Origin of the sequence: Mesorhizobium sp. M0060 (assembly GCF_040323155.1) — a bacterium.
In the GTDB taxonomy this organism is placed as follows: Bacteria; Pseudomonadota; Alphaproteobacteria; order Rhizobiales; family Rhizobiaceae; genus Mesorhizobium.
Genome location: NZ_JAMYUP010000063.1, coordinates 17,717 through 31,823 on the forward strand (window position 1 = coordinate 17,717; position 14,107 = coordinate 31,823).

At 58.6% G+C, this 14,107-nt stretch carries 11 protein-coding genes; 8 read left to right on the top strand and 3 right to left on the bottom strand.

All coding sequences use genetic code 11. The annotated features are described in order from the left end of the window. Position 1 precedes the first annotated feature (1 nt). The 3 genes from NKJ94_RS31515 to NKJ94_RS31525 all read left to right on the top strand — a co-directional run bounded on the left by NKJ94_RS31515 (position 2) and on the right by NKJ94_RS31525 (position 4,493). Positions 2-2,596 (top strand): DEAD/DEAH box helicase, encoded by a 2,595-nt coding sequence (locus tag NKJ94_RS31515; protein WP_352530939.1) that lies wholly within the window; start codon positions 2-4, stop codon positions 2,594-2,596. 138 nt (positions 2,597-2,734) lie between these two features. Further along, positions 2,735-3,913, top strand: a complete 1,179-nt coding sequence (locus NKJ94_RS31520; RefSeq protein ID WP_352530941.1) for a hypothetical protein — start codon at positions 2,735-2,737, stop codon at positions 3,911-3,913. A 22-nt stretch (positions 3,914-3,935) separates the two neighbouring features. After that, positions 3,936-4,493: a hypothetical protein gene (locus NKJ94_RS31525; protein ID WP_352530943.1), complete on the top strand. Its 558-nt coding sequence runs from the start codon at positions 3,936-3,938 to the stop codon at positions 4,491-4,493. Between the two features lie 1,816 nt (positions 4,494-6,309). On the opposite strand, the gene NKJ94_RS31530 is transcribed toward NKJ94_RS31525, so the two are convergent. Then, positions 6,310-6,954: a DUF1643 domain-containing protein gene (locus NKJ94_RS31530; RefSeq protein ID WP_352530945.1), complete on the bottom strand. Its 645-nt coding sequence runs from the start codon at positions 6,952-6,954 to the stop codon at positions 6,310-6,312. A gap of 350 nt (positions 6,955-7,304) precedes the next feature. On the opposite strand from NKJ94_RS31530, the gene NKJ94_RS31535 reads away from it, so the two are divergent. The 3 genes from NKJ94_RS31535 (at position 7,305) to NKJ94_RS31545 (ending at position 9,039) form a co-directional block, all read left to right on the top strand. After that, a complete protein-coding gene (locus tag NKJ94_RS31535; RefSeq protein ID WP_352530947.1) occupies positions 7,305-7,457 on the top strand; it encodes a hypothetical protein in 153 nt (50 codons plus the stop codon). Positions 7,458-7,634: 177 nt separating this feature from the next. Further along, positions 7,635-8,408: a DUF6538 domain-containing protein gene (locus NKJ94_RS31540; RefSeq protein WP_352530949.1), complete on the top strand. Its 774-nt coding sequence runs from the start codon at positions 7,635-7,637 to the stop codon at positions 8,406-8,408. A gap of 76 nt (positions 8,409-8,484) precedes the next feature. Further along, complete coding sequence (locus tag NKJ94_RS31545; RefSeq protein WP_352530951.1) at positions 8,485-9,039, top strand: site-specific integrase; 555 nt, start codon at positions 8,485-8,487, stop codon at positions 9,037-9,039. Between the two features lie 931 nt (positions 9,040-9,970). Here the strand turns inward: NKJ94_RS31545 and soxR are convergent. Further along, positions 9,971-10,405, bottom strand: coding sequence for a redox-sensitive transcriptional activator SoxR (soxR, locus tag NKJ94_RS31550; protein ID WP_127862987.1), 435 nt, complete (start codon positions 10,403-10,405; stop codon positions 9,971-9,973). A 119-nt stretch (positions 10,406-10,524) separates the two neighbouring features. Here soxR and NKJ94_RS31555 point away from each other — a divergent pair, with 119 nt between their 5' ends. Continuing rightward, positions 10,525-11,214, top strand: coding sequence for an SDR family NAD(P)-dependent oxidoreductase (locus NKJ94_RS31555; protein WP_352530953.1), 690 nt, complete (start codon positions 10,525-10,527; stop codon positions 11,212-11,214). Further along, positions 11,211-12,290, top strand: a complete 1,080-nt coding sequence (locus tag NKJ94_RS31560; protein ID WP_352530955.1) for an S-adenosylmethionine:tRNA ribosyltransferase-isomerase — start codon at positions 11,211-11,213, stop codon at positions 12,288-12,290. The genes NKJ94_RS31555 and NKJ94_RS31560 overlap by 4 nt, the downstream gene beginning before the upstream one ends. Before the next feature lie 1,004 nt (positions 12,291-13,294). Here NKJ94_RS31560 and NKJ94_RS31565 read toward each other — a convergent pair. Next, positions 13,295-13,528: a GcrA family cell cycle regulator gene (locus NKJ94_RS31565; RefSeq protein ID WP_352530957.1), complete on the bottom strand. Its 234-nt coding sequence runs from the start codon at positions 13,526-13,528 to the stop codon at positions 13,295-13,297. Between the last annotated feature and the right edge of the window lie 579 nt (positions 13,529-14,107).

The window sequence follows — 14,107 nt, forward strand, 5'->3', positions numbered from 1 at the left end:
GATGATGGCAACTGTTTTTCAGAATTTACTTTCGTTAGTGGAGGCGGGCGCGGTCGACGTGATCGAGCGAGTTGATTTGCCGCCGCGGACCGAAAGGTTGAGGGCGATCCCCAGCGCATTCGCCGATGGTCCGGTCGGGCGTTGGCTCACGCGCCAATATCCCGGTGGGATGTTGTGGAATCATCAATCATTGGCACTGGAGGCAATCGCAGGCGGGGAGAACGTAGTAATTTCTACCGGTACGGCCTCCGGAAAGTCACTCATTTTCCAAATGCCCTTGCTGCAAGCTGCACTCCAAGGCACTGGCAAGGCGTTGGTCCTCTATCCTCTAAAAGCGCTTCTTGGAGATCAGCTCGCTCGCTGGAGAGGAGTTGCGGTCGAACTTGGCTTGCCTGCAAGTAGCGTAGTTGAACTGTCCGGCGACATAGAAATGTTTGACCGCGAAAGTCTTCTCTCTCAGGCGCGAATCGTTGTGGCTACCCCCGACATAGTGCAGTCGTGGGTTATGCGTAACGTGACAGTCCCGACAGTGAGGGACTACCTCCGGGCTCTTCGCTACTTAGTCCTTGATGAAGCTCACGCCTATGAATCGGTATTCGGTAGCAATACTGCTTACCTCCTTCGCCGAATTTTCGCGGCTAAACATCGCATCGCCCGCGGGGCGGCGGGGAACCCCCTGCAACTGATTGCCGCCACAGCCACGATCCAAAATCCAGAGGAACATCTCCGCGCCCTGACTGGTCATCCCTTCATATCCATCGGTGAAGACCAGGACGGTTCGCCGCGTCAAGCCAGAATCCTGCTCCATCTCGCAGCGCCTCAGGATGGTGGTGAAGGCGCCTTGCGAGACGTCCTTAAGCGCGTCACGGCAGAAGTCCTGGACGGCCGGGATGGCACACTGATCGCCTTTCTCGATTCCCGGCAGGGTGTCGAGCGGGTTAGTTCTGGGTTCGAGAGCGACGATATCGTTCCGTACCGGGGCGGATACGAAGCCGGCGACCGCAAGAACATCGAAAAGCGGATGCGCGAGGGCCGTCTTCGCGCGGTCATATCGACGTCGGCACTGGAGCTGGGAATAGATATTCCCGGAATGACCGTGGGTATCAACGTCGGCGTCCCGGCTTCAAAGAAGGCGTTCCGTCAGCGGCTGGGACGGGTCGGACGCGCATCGCCAGGAATCTTCGCAGTCCTTGCGGATCAAGCAGCTTTTACGAAGCTCGGCTCCACCTTTCAGGAGTACTATGAGGGGTCGGTCGAACCCTCCTATCTATACCTCGACAATCGCTTCATCGCCTACGCGCACGCTAAATGTCTGCTCGATGAAGGCGAACAAATGGGCGCGAGCGACCGGCAACCGCCAGGCGGCACCGAGTGGCCAAAGCACTTCGCCCAAGTCTTCGGTTATGCGCTTCCAGGAGGCGTTCGGCCACGCGCGTTTGACATCATCAACCAAATGTCGACGACTGCGAGCTCTCCCCATCTTGCCTTTCCGTTACGACAGATCGGCGAGGCCAATTTCTCGCTGGTTCTCGGTTCTAGAGGCGCGACCGAGCGTATCGGTGATATCGCGCATAACCAAGCCATTCGCGAAGCCTATCCAGGCGCACTCTACAGACATTACAAGAGCCCTCTAAAGGTTCGAGAATGGCGCGCTGGCGCCTTCGAGCGGTCCATTCGGCTCGAAAATGCGCATGATAAGCGCTCCACGCGCCCGGTTCTCTACACTAGCATCAACCTTGGCGTAGACGCGGATTCTGTGGTCGATGGCCGGGCGATGAGTGCATCGAATGGGGTTCTTGCCGAAGTTTCAATGCGGGTCAATGAATCTGTTGTCGGCTTTCGGGTCGGTAGCTCAACTTTCCTTTACAAGGATCTTCGGGCCTCGGATCCTGGAATGGCCAAGCGGCAACGTGACTTCGAGACGACCGGCGTGGTGATCCGTATTGAGGAGCCCTGGTTTGCTGGGGGGGCGGGAGAGCAGGCAAACCTACGGCAAGCTTTTGCCGACGCCCTCTATGAAGTTCTGGTCCGGGAGAAGAGCATCGCGCCGCACGATCTGGACCGTGCCGCAACTCGAATTGCGCTGATCAGAGGTGGGGCGCCCCACAAGGTGACCGACACAATTGTTATCTACGACGCGGTTTACGGCGGACTGCGTCTCACAGAGCCATTGTTTTCTGACTTTAGCTCGTTCCTCAAACGGTTGAAGCGCGCCGCCCATACAGCCGGCGACGATGCGTTTATTAACCTCAAGACCGCGGATAAAATCCTCAAATGGTATAGTGGTCTTCAAGAGGGCCTAGCCATAGGTGGCGATGCTGCGCCGACACGTGATGGCGAGCTGCTGGTTTACGCTCCAGGCAGTCGCGTATCCGTGCGACGAAATGGGATGTTGTTGGAGCGAGTGATTCTCGAGCCTTCCTATCAGGAAGTTTTGGGCGAGCGGATGCTCGTCTATTCCTGTGAAGGTTCCGAAGGAAAGCATTTCATTCTACCCGACACGATCGAGGCGAGCGGGCAGGACTGGCGCCAAGTTTATTGGAATCCCGAGGACGGTAATTTCACGGAGTTTGATGCCGAGCAGGGCGCGTTCTAGCTTTACGTCGACTGACGGGCGAGGGTCGTTCTGATCACGCAATGCCTGCACCCGACTCCGGTGGATGGCGGGTGTCAGTGTGAAATTCCAGTTTCACACTGAGGGTGTCCTAGCGGTCTCCGCGAGCGGGATGTTGAGATGGTCGAAGAGATAACTCTGGCGGGGGGCGAAGGGCAGTTCCGTATCGTTCGTCTGGGTCGACGGGCAATCGGTGGGGCAATGCTGATTGCCACACTTGTTGCCTTTTTCTCTTCAAATCAATTTGCCGCCCTGGAACTGGCAGTTAATTTTTGGGATCCGTTCGCGATCTCACAATATCGGCTGGGTCGCCTTTCCAGTAACGATTATGAAGTATCCATAGAACAAGCTCTCGAAGAGGGCGATGTTTCTGAAGCTCAAAGCTTGGTGGAGCTCGCGCATGACAACGGACGCGAATTGCCGGCGGACCTCGTTGAGCGGACCCGCGAAAGCCGCTTTGAATTCGGACTGCGGAATAGCAAGGATTTCCTGGATGGCGCCATTACCGGGCAAGTGACGACCTCAGCCTCCATCGGAGGCGTGCTGGCGGCCGACTATGTCGGTGTCGGCGATGTTCGCGATGCAGTCATCCAAGGCAATCACCTGATCCGGGGTGAGGACTACGACAAGCTCACACTTGGCCTTTCCGTCCTTGGCCTGGCGACGAATGTTCCAGGTACCGGAGCGATAGACATGGGATTCTCGCTGCTGAAAAACGCCAACAAAGCCGGGAAGCTATCGAAAGGCTTGCTCAAACGCCTCGGCGTTATGTCGGCTCGACTGGTTGACCTGGAAGGCTTGAAACGAGGACTTTCCCGTACATCCCTCCCCACATTCAAGGCTCCAACGGCAGCAGCCGTTCGCGCGGCCTTCATCGAGATCGACTGGCGTCGCGTCACAAAGGGCGACTTCTCGGGATTCCGAAAACTGATCTCAGAAATGATGCCAGTCGACATGACAGCTGCAAAAGCTGCCTTTAGCGGCGCGGTTCGCAAAGAGGTGGTCGGGGAGGTGGATTTACTTGCGAGTTCCGCAACTGGAATAGCATCGACCGGAGGGATAAAGGCGACATTTCGAGCTCTGGAAAATGCCGATGACGCCAAGGAGCTCTACCGGTTCCGATCCTTGGCAAGAGGTATGGGTGAGAAAACTTCCGCGGTTCTGAAGGTGTTGGGCAAAGGCGCGATCAAGCTCGGAGAACTGGTTTACTTGGTCGTATCGATCTTGATTGCCGTAATAGGTTGGCTCGCTGGCGCGCTGTGGTTCGTGTTCTCCTTGGTCCGAACCTCGTTAGCTTAGTGAAACGCAAAGGGGCGATCACATGAGTTCGAACGGACGTTCAAAACTGGCGCTGGTCGCAGCAGGCATTGGGGGAACCGCGGTCGCAGGCTTCGGATTCGCGTTCGGCAGGGATATCTACAAGAAAACGAAGAAGAACGTCGAATTGATCGCGCTCCTTCTGGCAGCTGTCATTTGCCCATTCATCGGCGGACGGGGCCTCGTCCGAGGGCATGATCGAGGGATATTCGGAACCATCTTCCTGACCGTTCTTGCAAGCCTCCTTCTGATCGCGGCAGGCCTGTGCGCCGCCACCCTCCTGATGTTAGGGGTCCTCATGCTTGTCACCGACGGCAAACTTGACAGCCCCTTCCTGCTTGCGCTGTTGGGCGCGTTTGTGCTGACCGCGCTCCTCGCGGGAATGGGGATCGTGGTTGGCCTTGTTCAGCGACCTAAACGGCTGAAGGCAATTGCCGTCGGCAAGTTCAACGAGCGCTTCTTGGAGGAAAATGGGTTTCGGGAAACAGACGGGGACGACATCACTCACTATGATGACAGTGGTCAAGCGCTCCGCTTCCTTGAGGCTCACCAAATCGTCTAATTTTCATGGCTGTTGGCCGGCGCGGAAAACGGGCATTTATTGATCTCGACCAGGACGGCCGAATGGTAAGCTACTCGGGCGTCAAATGACCAGCATGAAGCCCGGGGGACAGGTACCCGAGCTGTGTAACTGGTTTGAGTTGGGGGAGAGGCAAATGAATGTCGAGCTGCAGAAAGCCATGAAGGAAATCGCGCTTTGAGAGAACCCCGATCCCAAGTCCGCAAAGTCCATGGTCGTCGCGCCAATTCGCAGCCTCTGGCGGATGGGGCAATCACGTCGAGTGACAACTATGGGTGACGATTCGGCTCCCGAACCGAACATGCGCGATTTGATGGCCGCAGTCGCATATGTGCTCCTGCATTGGGGCTGGCTGGAAGAAGAAGTCCGCGCGCGTATTAAGGCAGTCGAGCCAGATCGCCAGTTGTCTGAGCGATCGGTATGGGTCCACTGGCGCGAAGTTGAGCCGGACGCGTGCCAGCGTATCCGAACTAACATCGAGATGCAGGTCGATGTACGAAATTGCCTTGCCCATGGACTGTGCGGAGCAAACGCGGACCCTCGCTCCGGCAGCGAGCCGCACGTTGTTTGTCACACAGGAGCGCGCCGGCGCCATTTCAAGATCTCGGAGCTAGAGCGAGTGGCTGACGCGCTTAACTTGGCAAGGAACGAGGTACGAGACAGCCGCGTATGATCGCCCTGCAGAGCGGTGTTGTAATCCTGCCCGTCGGTTCCCTCAGTGTAAAATACCCATTTCACACTTATCCAGCTCAGCCCATGCTGCATTCGTGCACTTGTGCTATTCTTCGGCGGGGTCGGTCGTTTGTAAGCTTACTCCTTGGATCCAGCGCGCGCGTTTACTCCGGCGTTCATGTATCGCCAAAAACAACGATCGTCCGCTGCTCACCAGGGCGAGTGCGTCATTCGTAAAGAGCGGTGAAACATGAAGCCACGCTATCCAGCGTGGCTCACCACGCACTTTGTCGATGAGTCCCATGCCTGAAGGAGGATTGTATCTCGGGATCTGCCTGCCGCGGTATGAACGAAACTGGAGCGAGCCACGCTCGTCACGCGTCTGTACATCTTTGACCGTTGCCCCATTGCGCCGCAGGTCCGAAGTCGACCCGTATATCGTCAACTCATAAGCTTCGCCCGCCCGTCCTTCTGGTATGTCGCCACGCCGGCGAATGTCAGTTGGGTTGTAGTCCGATACAGAGGGGCGTCATCATCCAAATCCCAAGCGTATTGAGGCTGATATATGCCAGGTTCGATGCGCGTTTCAACGCTCGCCTCGCAGTGCTCCACTTTGACGGCGAGATGCGTATGTTCATCCTTCGACGTGTCATTCCGCCTACGGGGCACAGGGTCGTTCACCTCATTGATTATGGTCGCCCGATCCGATTTTAGTCCCGATATGGCCCTTCTAAGGGCAAAAGGTCGAACGGCAAATCTACCGTGTGGCTTCTTTCCGCATGCCAGGCCGCACGATTTTGCCGGGACGAGTCGTCGCGCTGCGATAGCGCTCGTCTTGGCCATGGCCGCTTGGCCCCCAGCCGGGCTCTACTGCGGTGAAACTTCGCCGATCACCGAATGCCGATCAGCCCGCCGTCTGGATGCTCTTTGCGGCAGCGCTCTTTTTCAACCCATTATTCCGCTCTTTCTACCCCGTGGCGTTTGGGCGGTACTGGATTTGGCCGGTGCCGGCCTTTTTTGGGTTCGTTGCCTACCGCAAGCCGGCCTGACTTCCGCAATCCGAGGCGAAGCGCAGTTTCTGCTCGGCCTGGGGATTTTGCAGCCAACCGGCAAATGTATATCAGTCCTAGAGAACGTGGTAGCGCTCGGGCAGTGTGTCGGCGGGAACTCGCCCGAGCGGTGAGGGGTGCCTAGGATGGCCTCCCTTAGTCATGCCAATGCACCACGTTTCGAATTCGCTGTTCCTTGAATCGTCGGCAAGCTGGATCGCGCTGACTAGCCCCTTTGCCCAACGGAGGGTTTCAGCGCCGAACTGGCCATCCTGCGCGCCCCATGCCACCAGGGCGGCATCAAAACCGCGAAGGCACTCTACTATATACCTATGGTTTTCAGCTACCGCATCGCGGACGACAAAATCGCCTTGCCCCCGCCATTCGACGATTTGCTTTTTTATGTTTTTCGGTTTGGATCCCGAGAATGGATAAATGTTATAAACTGCTACGCCGTCGAACCCCCATCTCCAGGCGAAGTTGGCAATTCGCGTCCCCGTTGAGCCTCGACCGTCGCCACGCTTTCCAGATGGGTTAAGCGATATCCACGGCAGAACCATCGGGCCGTCAACTTGACCGGCCCAATACCGAACGCGTTTCCTGCGATCCTCAGTCGACGGAAGCTCGACAGATTGGAACGGCGGAGCCTTCCCATCCCTCGCAAGCGAATTTTTTAGTTTCTCAGCGATCGACAAGGGGCCGCCTTTTCGAGGCAAGGGCATGAATATTCGCACACGGCGCTACCGAGCGCTGCTCCCTGTCAGGGGAACATAATGTGAACGACGTTACACAAGTATATGCTCGGAGGGCCTATAAATGGGGTTGCGTTACACAAAAAACCCAATCAGTTCAACGCCCGTGGAATTCCGAGGCGGGCCTCCATATGCCCTACAGCTGCTGTCTGAGAAATTGAGCACCGCCATCGGTCAACCGTTTGCTGGTAATTCTGTTGGGGACGCTCGCCGAGACCTTGCCGTCCTTCAACCCGCAGAGGGTGTTGACGTGGCGCCCGCCTTCTTGGCGACGAGCGCCTGAGAGGTGCCGGCATGGGCCGTGCTGAGAAAAAGCTCCGGTGACCGACTACGCCGTGCCGGGCGCTTGGGACCTGATCGGACATGGAAAAAGGAAGCCTCGACTTAAGCCCGATTTCACCGATCAGGGTGCGGGCACCGAAAGGAATTCCGTAATGGTCATGATGGGCTTTTCGCCAGGTGCGGGCGGCTAATTGCTTGTGCCATAAGGGGTTGGCACTATTCTCGACCGCACCATCAAATTCGTGAACTGCGCCCTCTAACCCATTGAAACGTCAGTTGGGCAGAGCGCCCCTTGTGGTGGGCCCTTGTTCTAGCCTTAATGCGATACAATCTGCGATACGAATTGAGATACATCACGAGTTTGGCCCATGCGAAAAGAGGCCGTCGCAGAGCCCGCCAGAGACCCGGATCGCTACCTCGTCCAGCGCGACGGAATTTTCTATTATCATCGGCGAATGCCCGCCAAGATGGTCGGCATAGACGATCGCGGCAGATTCATTCGCAAGTCCCTGGGAACGGACGAACGCCGCCTCGCGCGTGCCATGCGCGACAAGCTCGAAGACGCGGACAAGACCCTGTGGACGGTGCTCCTTTGCGGCGGCGAGACGAGGTCGGCACTCGATCAGTATCGCGACGCCGTTCGCCGGGCTGAAGCCATGGGCGTTTCCTACCTTTCAAATGGACAGGTGGCAGGCTTTCAGAATGTCGATTCAATTTTAAAGCGTGTCGAGGCGCTGGAGCGCGTTCAAGCGGCCCCCGCGGTCGCCGACGCTCTCCTCGGCTGGGTGCAGGTGCCACCGGTCAAAGTCTCCAAAGCTTTTGATCTCTACGCCGATGAGATCATGGCCCATGAAGTCGTGGGTAAGAGCCAGTCGCAGCGCCGAATGTGGAAGAAGGTAAAGCAGAGAGCCGTCAACAATTTCGTTGCCCTGGTTGGTGATAAGCCGATCGGTGACGTCACGCGTGAGGACGGACTGACCTTCTACCGGTTCTGGCTCAAGCGTATTGCGCCGCCGCCAGACGTCGGACCAGCGACACATTCGGCGTCTGCCGGCAATCGAGATCTCGGCAACATGCGGGATCTGTACAGGCGCTATTTTGCTCATCTGGGCGAGGAACAAAAAAGGCACCCCATTCGATGACCTCCGCTTTTCGGAGCGTGGTAAACGCCGCCGCAAACGGCCGTCATTCGAACCCAAATGGATATCCAATCGGATCATGAGGCCTGGCGCTTTAGCATCCCTGGATGCTCAAGCGCGTCGCTGCGTACTGGCGCTGATCGAGACAGGCGCACGGCCAAGCGAGATATGCGCACGGCCAAGCGAGATATGCAATCTAGATGAGACCGTGATCTTCCTTGACACGCCGGTTCCGTATATTCGCATTGCCCCACGGGAGGACGCGGATGATCCCCGCGAAATCAAGACCGAATGGTCCGTGCGAGATGTACCCCTGGTGGGTGTCGCGCTGGAAGTTTTTAAGAAAAATCCGCAGGGCTTTCCGCGCTACCGCAATCGTGAAGAGGCACTTTCTGCAAACCTGAATAAATTCTTTAAAACACACAAACTTTTCCCGACACCGAAGCACAAGATTTACTCCCTCCGGCACAGTTTCGAGGATCGTATGAAAGAGGCAGGCATCGACAGTGAGCTTCGCAAAATCTTGATGGGCCATACGATAGAGCGTGTAGAGTATGGTACGGGCGGATCGCTGCAATGGCGACGCGACGAACTCAAAAAGATTGCTTTGCCGTTCGATCCCGAGATTGTTTGAGCCGCTCCTGGACGCGCAACATAGCGCCCGTCTCTGCAATCAATTTCTTCTTTTCGCGTTCAAGACGCTCGTAAATCGGAAGATACGCTCGTCCTTTGTTGCCAGCCTTGTGGATAGCCAGGGCGAGCGTATCCAGAGCGCGGTCAATTCTCTCTAAGGTCACAGGTTCAGGAACTGTGCTGACCTGTGGTAGAACACAGGTCATCCTCTGTTCCCATGTCTGTTTCCTGTTCGACGATGACACAGACGAGATAATGGCAGCAGGCGCAGGTGAGAAAAGCGGTTTGCCTCTCGCATCGTGCAGCGGCGGTACTTCGACGTGGAAATCGGAAAACACGCTTACGGCAACTCTGCACGTCAGATGCTAGCTTTAGCTAGCCACATCCGGCCACATGAATTGCTGAGCGGACTCAGGCGGGTCGATGCCCTTGAAGCGGACACGAGACCGAATCGATCCACAGGCTGTCGGCGGGCCGGAATGCCTCATCCGATCCGACCAAACCGATCGGAGGACGCGGGCAATGCCGGACTTGGTACCGTTCGGGCAATCAACCAACGATTGGCGAAATTATGAACAGGCTACCATTACCGATGGCCTAGACACCATCTTCGTCCTTCGTTGCCGCAAGAAAGGTATCCCCAACCGCCGGATCAATCCGATCAGCCTGTGCCAACGCGCAACGGCTCCAATGCTCAACCGTTTCGGGTGGACTGAAGAGGTTGATGACCGCCGCACCCGGAGCAGTTCGACGTATTTCCTTATTTCGCTTGGCCCGCTGAAATGCAGCCGCGTTTTTAGAAGGAACGACCGTCTGGCAGGACGACGCAAGCACTTGATGGCAAGGCCGTCGAGTGGATGGAGAAAGTCAGCGACGAACAATATCGCCGCTGAACGTTACCGGGCCGCAGCGTCTCGCACTTGGCTGCCAACTCACCCCAGCCAATACCTCGGCCCCGGCCCCTTGCGTCCTGCCATATCGGCAGGGTTCGCAAGGCTACACCGGTCGATCGACAGGCAGCCGCAACCGATGCACTCGGTAAGCCCGGACCTCAGGCGCTGCAACTCGGCGATGCGCTGGTCGATGCGCTTAGTCCACTGGCCCGACAACCGCGACCAATCCCGACGCGACGGCACGCGATCGGCTGGCAACTTGGCGAGCTCGGCGCCGATCTCCTCAAGCGTCAGCCCAATTCGCTGCGCGAAGACGATGAAGGCGATCCGGCGCAGCACGGATCGCGGATAGCGTCTGTGTCCCGAGCCGGCCCGCTCGGACGCGATCAGCCCGCGCTCCTCGTAGAAGCGCAGGGCCGATGAGGCGACGCCGCTGCGCCGTGACACGTCGGTGATGGTCAGCATGGAATCCATGCATGAACGAAAGCACGATTCCCGCTTGACTTCAAGTTAACTTGAACTTGTAGCAAGGGGCCATAAAGCTTGAAGGAGCACCGGCAATGCAGTCGAATATTGATCTTCACGGACTTCGCGTGGCGGTTACGGGCGGCACCTCCGGGCTCGGAATGGCGCTTGTGCGGCAGCTGACCGCGCAGGGTGCGTGCGTGGCCTTCGTCGCTCGCACCGCCGCGAATGTCGAACGCATCGCTGACGAGACGGGCGCGCACGGCATTGTCGGCGACGTCGGCAAGAAGGAGGACACCTACTCGATCGCGCTACAGGTAACTGCGAGCCTCGGCGGGCTCGACGTCCTGATCAACAATGCCTCGAGCCTCGGCCCTGTCCCTCTGGCGCTCCTCGCCGATACCGAATGCGAGGAGCTGGAAACGGCGCTCGCGGTCAACCTGGTCGGCGCGTTCCGGCTGACGAAGGCCCTGTTCGGTGCGCTTGCCGCGTCCGCACGCGGGAGCCGTGGCGCGCTGGTGATCAACATCTCCAGCGACGCGGCGGTGAACGCCTATCCCGGCTGGGGCGCGTATGGCGCGAGCAAGGCCGCTCTTGCCCATTTGACGGCGATCTGGGACGAGGAGGCCAAAGCCGACGGCATACGGCTCCTTGCGCTCGACCCTGGCGACATGGACACTCCGCTGCACGCGCTGGCAATTGCTGACGCCGATCCGTCGACACTGAAACGCCCCGAGGCCGCTGCTGCCGAGGTCATCGAAAAGATGCTCGATGCGTTGCCGGTCGGCGCTACGCTTCGCGCCGGGGCACATGCATGATTGCCGCCGACCGTCCTGCTCGGCGCTTCGCCAGGCTGTTGGTCGTCGAGGCGGACGGCGCGATGCGCGACCTGCCGCGCGCTGAACTCGCGACACTATTCGATCCTGGCGATCTGGTCGTCGCCAATGACGCCGCGACCTTGCCCGCCAGCTTGTACGGCACGCATCTCCCCAGCGACGAGGCGATCGAGATCCGCCTGGCAGGCTGGCTGTCGTTTCCCGATCCAACCCGTTTCCTGGCGATTGCCTTCGGCGCAGGCGATCACCACACGCGCACGGAAGACCGGCTGGCTCCGCCGCCATTTTCACCAGGCGATCGCCTCCGGCTCGGCCCGCTTGAAGCCATCATCCAGCGCCTTTCGGGCCATCCTCGCCTTCTCGAGCTGCGTTTCTCCGGCAACCCCGTAGCGGTACTCGCGCGACTGGCGCGGCACGGCCGGCCGATCCAATACGCGCATGTTCCCAAGCCGTTGGCACTGTGGGATGTCTGGACAAAGATTGCAGCCGAGCCGGCCGCATTCGAAGCGCCATCAGCAGGCTTCGCGCTCGATTGGCGCACGCTCCAGGGCTGGCGTCGGCGCGATGTCGGCTTCGCAACCCTCACGCATGCCGCGGGCGTTTCTTCCACCGGCGATCCCGCGCTCGATTCACATCTTCCCTTCGACGAGCCCTACCGCATCCCCGAGCACACCGCAGCGCAGGTCGCGCGGGCGAAGCTCCGCGGCAGCCGCATCATCGCGATCGGCACGAGCGTAGTGCGCGCTCTGGAGGCAGCCGCCAATCCCGATGGCGGTGTGCGTGCCGGAAAACGCATTGCGACAGGGCGCATCGCGCGCGGCACGCCGCTTCGCGTGGTCGATGCGATTCTTACAGGCGTCCACCAGCCCGGCGAAAGCCATTTCGAGCTGCTGCGTGCCTTTGCCGACGATGCTCTGCTCGCCAAGGCCTCCGCAGCCTTCGCCGTGCACCGCTACCGTACGCATGAATTCGGCGATTCCATGCTGCTTAATCACCAACCGCTGCTTCTATCGAGAACAGAATCGGGCCGAGGTGCTCGAGACGAAGGCTCTACTTGAGGTGTGCCATGATGTCGGCAGGATCGGTGGCAGTTCGGGCTCGGCGCGCGAGGAAGTCGGAGCTATGTTGCAGCAGATCAAATTCGGAATTTGACCCAATGCGGTCTTTCAGTTGCGAGCGTCGCTTGCTGGATCTGCGTTAGTCAGTCGGAGGCCAATGGTCTTTTTAAGGGAACGCTAATATACATAGGCGTTCGAACGAGCAGCGCCTGCCAATCCTTGAGGAATGCCATGCGAAGGTTCATTTTCACGGCAGTGTGTATCGCTGCTTCAACATCCGCTAACGCCCATGATTGGTACCAAGACAAGATTGACCCACAGACGAGATTCAACTGTTGCGGCGGTTCTGATTGCCACGCCGTACCTCGGTCTTCGGTGCAGTCGAGGATCGACGGGGGTTACATTTACTTGCCGCATAACTTCAACATCCCACGGAGCCGCGTACAGGAATCCCCGGACGACCAATACCATATCTGCGAGGGTACCTACGTCGTAACTAATCAGCTGTATTTGCGTTGCTTTTTCGCACCTCGTGTCCTCTCTCTACTTCTCCCACGTTGAGGTAAATACTGCCCGTCGCTGCCGGGATCGACATCGGCAAGGTGCGCAACTGTGGCAAATTGGGTCGCGCCGCTCGCTGCCCTGAACGGACGTTCGCGTTCGCTACACGGGAAAGCATCCGATAGCGGATTGTCGGCTTCTGGCGCATTTGGGTCCTTATCGGCTGCCGGAGAGCCAATCGCTCTCGAGTGCAGGCACTCCAGTGGAGTCCAGACGTTGGATTGGACCCTCGACCTCTACAAAAGCACACTGAGCTTCGGGTCGGGCTACGACGGCATTCCGAAGCGATCGCTTCGGCGAGAAGTCGTCGTTCTCAATCGGGCGACGGGGGATACATCGGCGAAGACGGCATAAGGAAGGATGGGCCAGACCGAGCCGACGGAAAGGTCATAGCCAAGGCCTTGGAGCGCATAGCGTGGCCGGGAGGCCGCCGCCAGCCAGACTTACGCGGCGCGTCGTTGAGCGAGGTGGAGACCCGAACGGGCTCGACGAGGGTCCACGGCGGTCACAATGTTGTGGTGATGATCGCAGTAGGCGCGATCCGGCGAAGTTGGCCCAGCACAAAAACGATAACCGCCGGGTACTGATGGGTCTTCGCTCACCGGGAAGCGGCACTGATAGAGGCCTAGCTGAATGAGGGGGACGTCTCTCGAAGTTAGTCTGATATTTTCAGGCATGATGGTTTCCTAGTTCATAGCAATTGCCGGCGGACGGCCGCAGTGCGACCCGTCGGGGCGAGCTTCTCTCGTTTTGGAGGGCTATGGATCACCATATGGTGTTGGTCGCACCGTCAATGAAGCCCGACGCCCTGCTTCTGAAGCCAATAGTTTGCGACTTAAGGCCACACGCGCGAACGCATTGGCAATCTACCATCGTGTCCCCGAGGCACCCGCCCGCCGGGGTTTGTCGGCGGCGGGGGTGGCACTGGCTTGTGGGCCCCCTATGAGACGCGCTCTGCCGACGCCCTCGTTCACAGTCCGGACCACCTCATGCCGGGCCGCTCTAGCCGCCAAAACCCAAATCACCCTAAAACGACCGAGTTCCGACCCCTTGCAGTCGATCAGTTGCGAGCGTCGCATGACGCGATCTGACCCAATGCCGCCTTTCCGGCGCCGGTTTTCCTCTCCAACCCGGATTTTCCTTGCTACCAGCTCTTGTGACCCGCAGCGGCCAAATATCAGATGGAATATTCGACCATGTGCGGGGGGTGGGTCAGTGCTAAAAGATGACGAGCGGGTTCACGGGCGACCATGTCG

Excerpts from the sequence above, each read along its gene's own strand:
- NKJ94_RS31515 (WP_352530939.1), top strand. The coding sequence starts at position 2 with ATGATGGCAACTGTTTTTCAGAATTTACTTTCGTTAGTGGAGGCGGGC.
- NKJ94_RS31520 (WP_352530941.1), top strand. The coding sequence starts at position 2,735 with ATGGTCGAAGAGATAACTCTGGCGGGGGGCGAAGGGCAGTTCCGTATC.
- NKJ94_RS31525 (WP_352530943.1), top strand. The coding sequence starts at position 3,936 with ATGAGTTCGAACGGACGTTCAAAACTGGCGCTGGTCGCAGCAGGCATT.
- NKJ94_RS31530 (WP_352530945.1), bottom strand. The coding sequence starts at position 6,954 with ATGCCCTTGCCTCGAAAAGGCGGCCCCTTGTCGATCGCTGAGAAACTA.
- NKJ94_RS31540 (WP_352530949.1), top strand. The coding sequence starts at position 7,635 with ATGCGAAAAGAGGCCGTCGCAGAGCCCGCCAGAGACCCGGATCGCTAC.
- NKJ94_RS31545 (WP_352530951.1), top strand. The coding sequence starts at position 8,485 with ATGAGGCCTGGCGCTTTAGCATCCCTGGATGCTCAAGCGCGTCGCTGC.
- soxR (WP_127862987.1), bottom strand. The coding sequence starts at position 10,405 with ATGGATTCCATGCTGACCATCACCGACGTGTCACGGCGCAGCGGCGTC.
- NKJ94_RS31560 (WP_352530955.1), top strand. The coding sequence starts at position 11,211 with ATGATTGCCGCCGACCGTCCTGCTCGGCGCTTCGCCAGGCTGTTGGTC.
- NKJ94_RS31565 (WP_352530957.1), bottom strand. The coding sequence starts at position 13,528 with ATGCCTGAAAATATCAGACTAACTTCGAGAGACGTCCCCCTCATTCAG.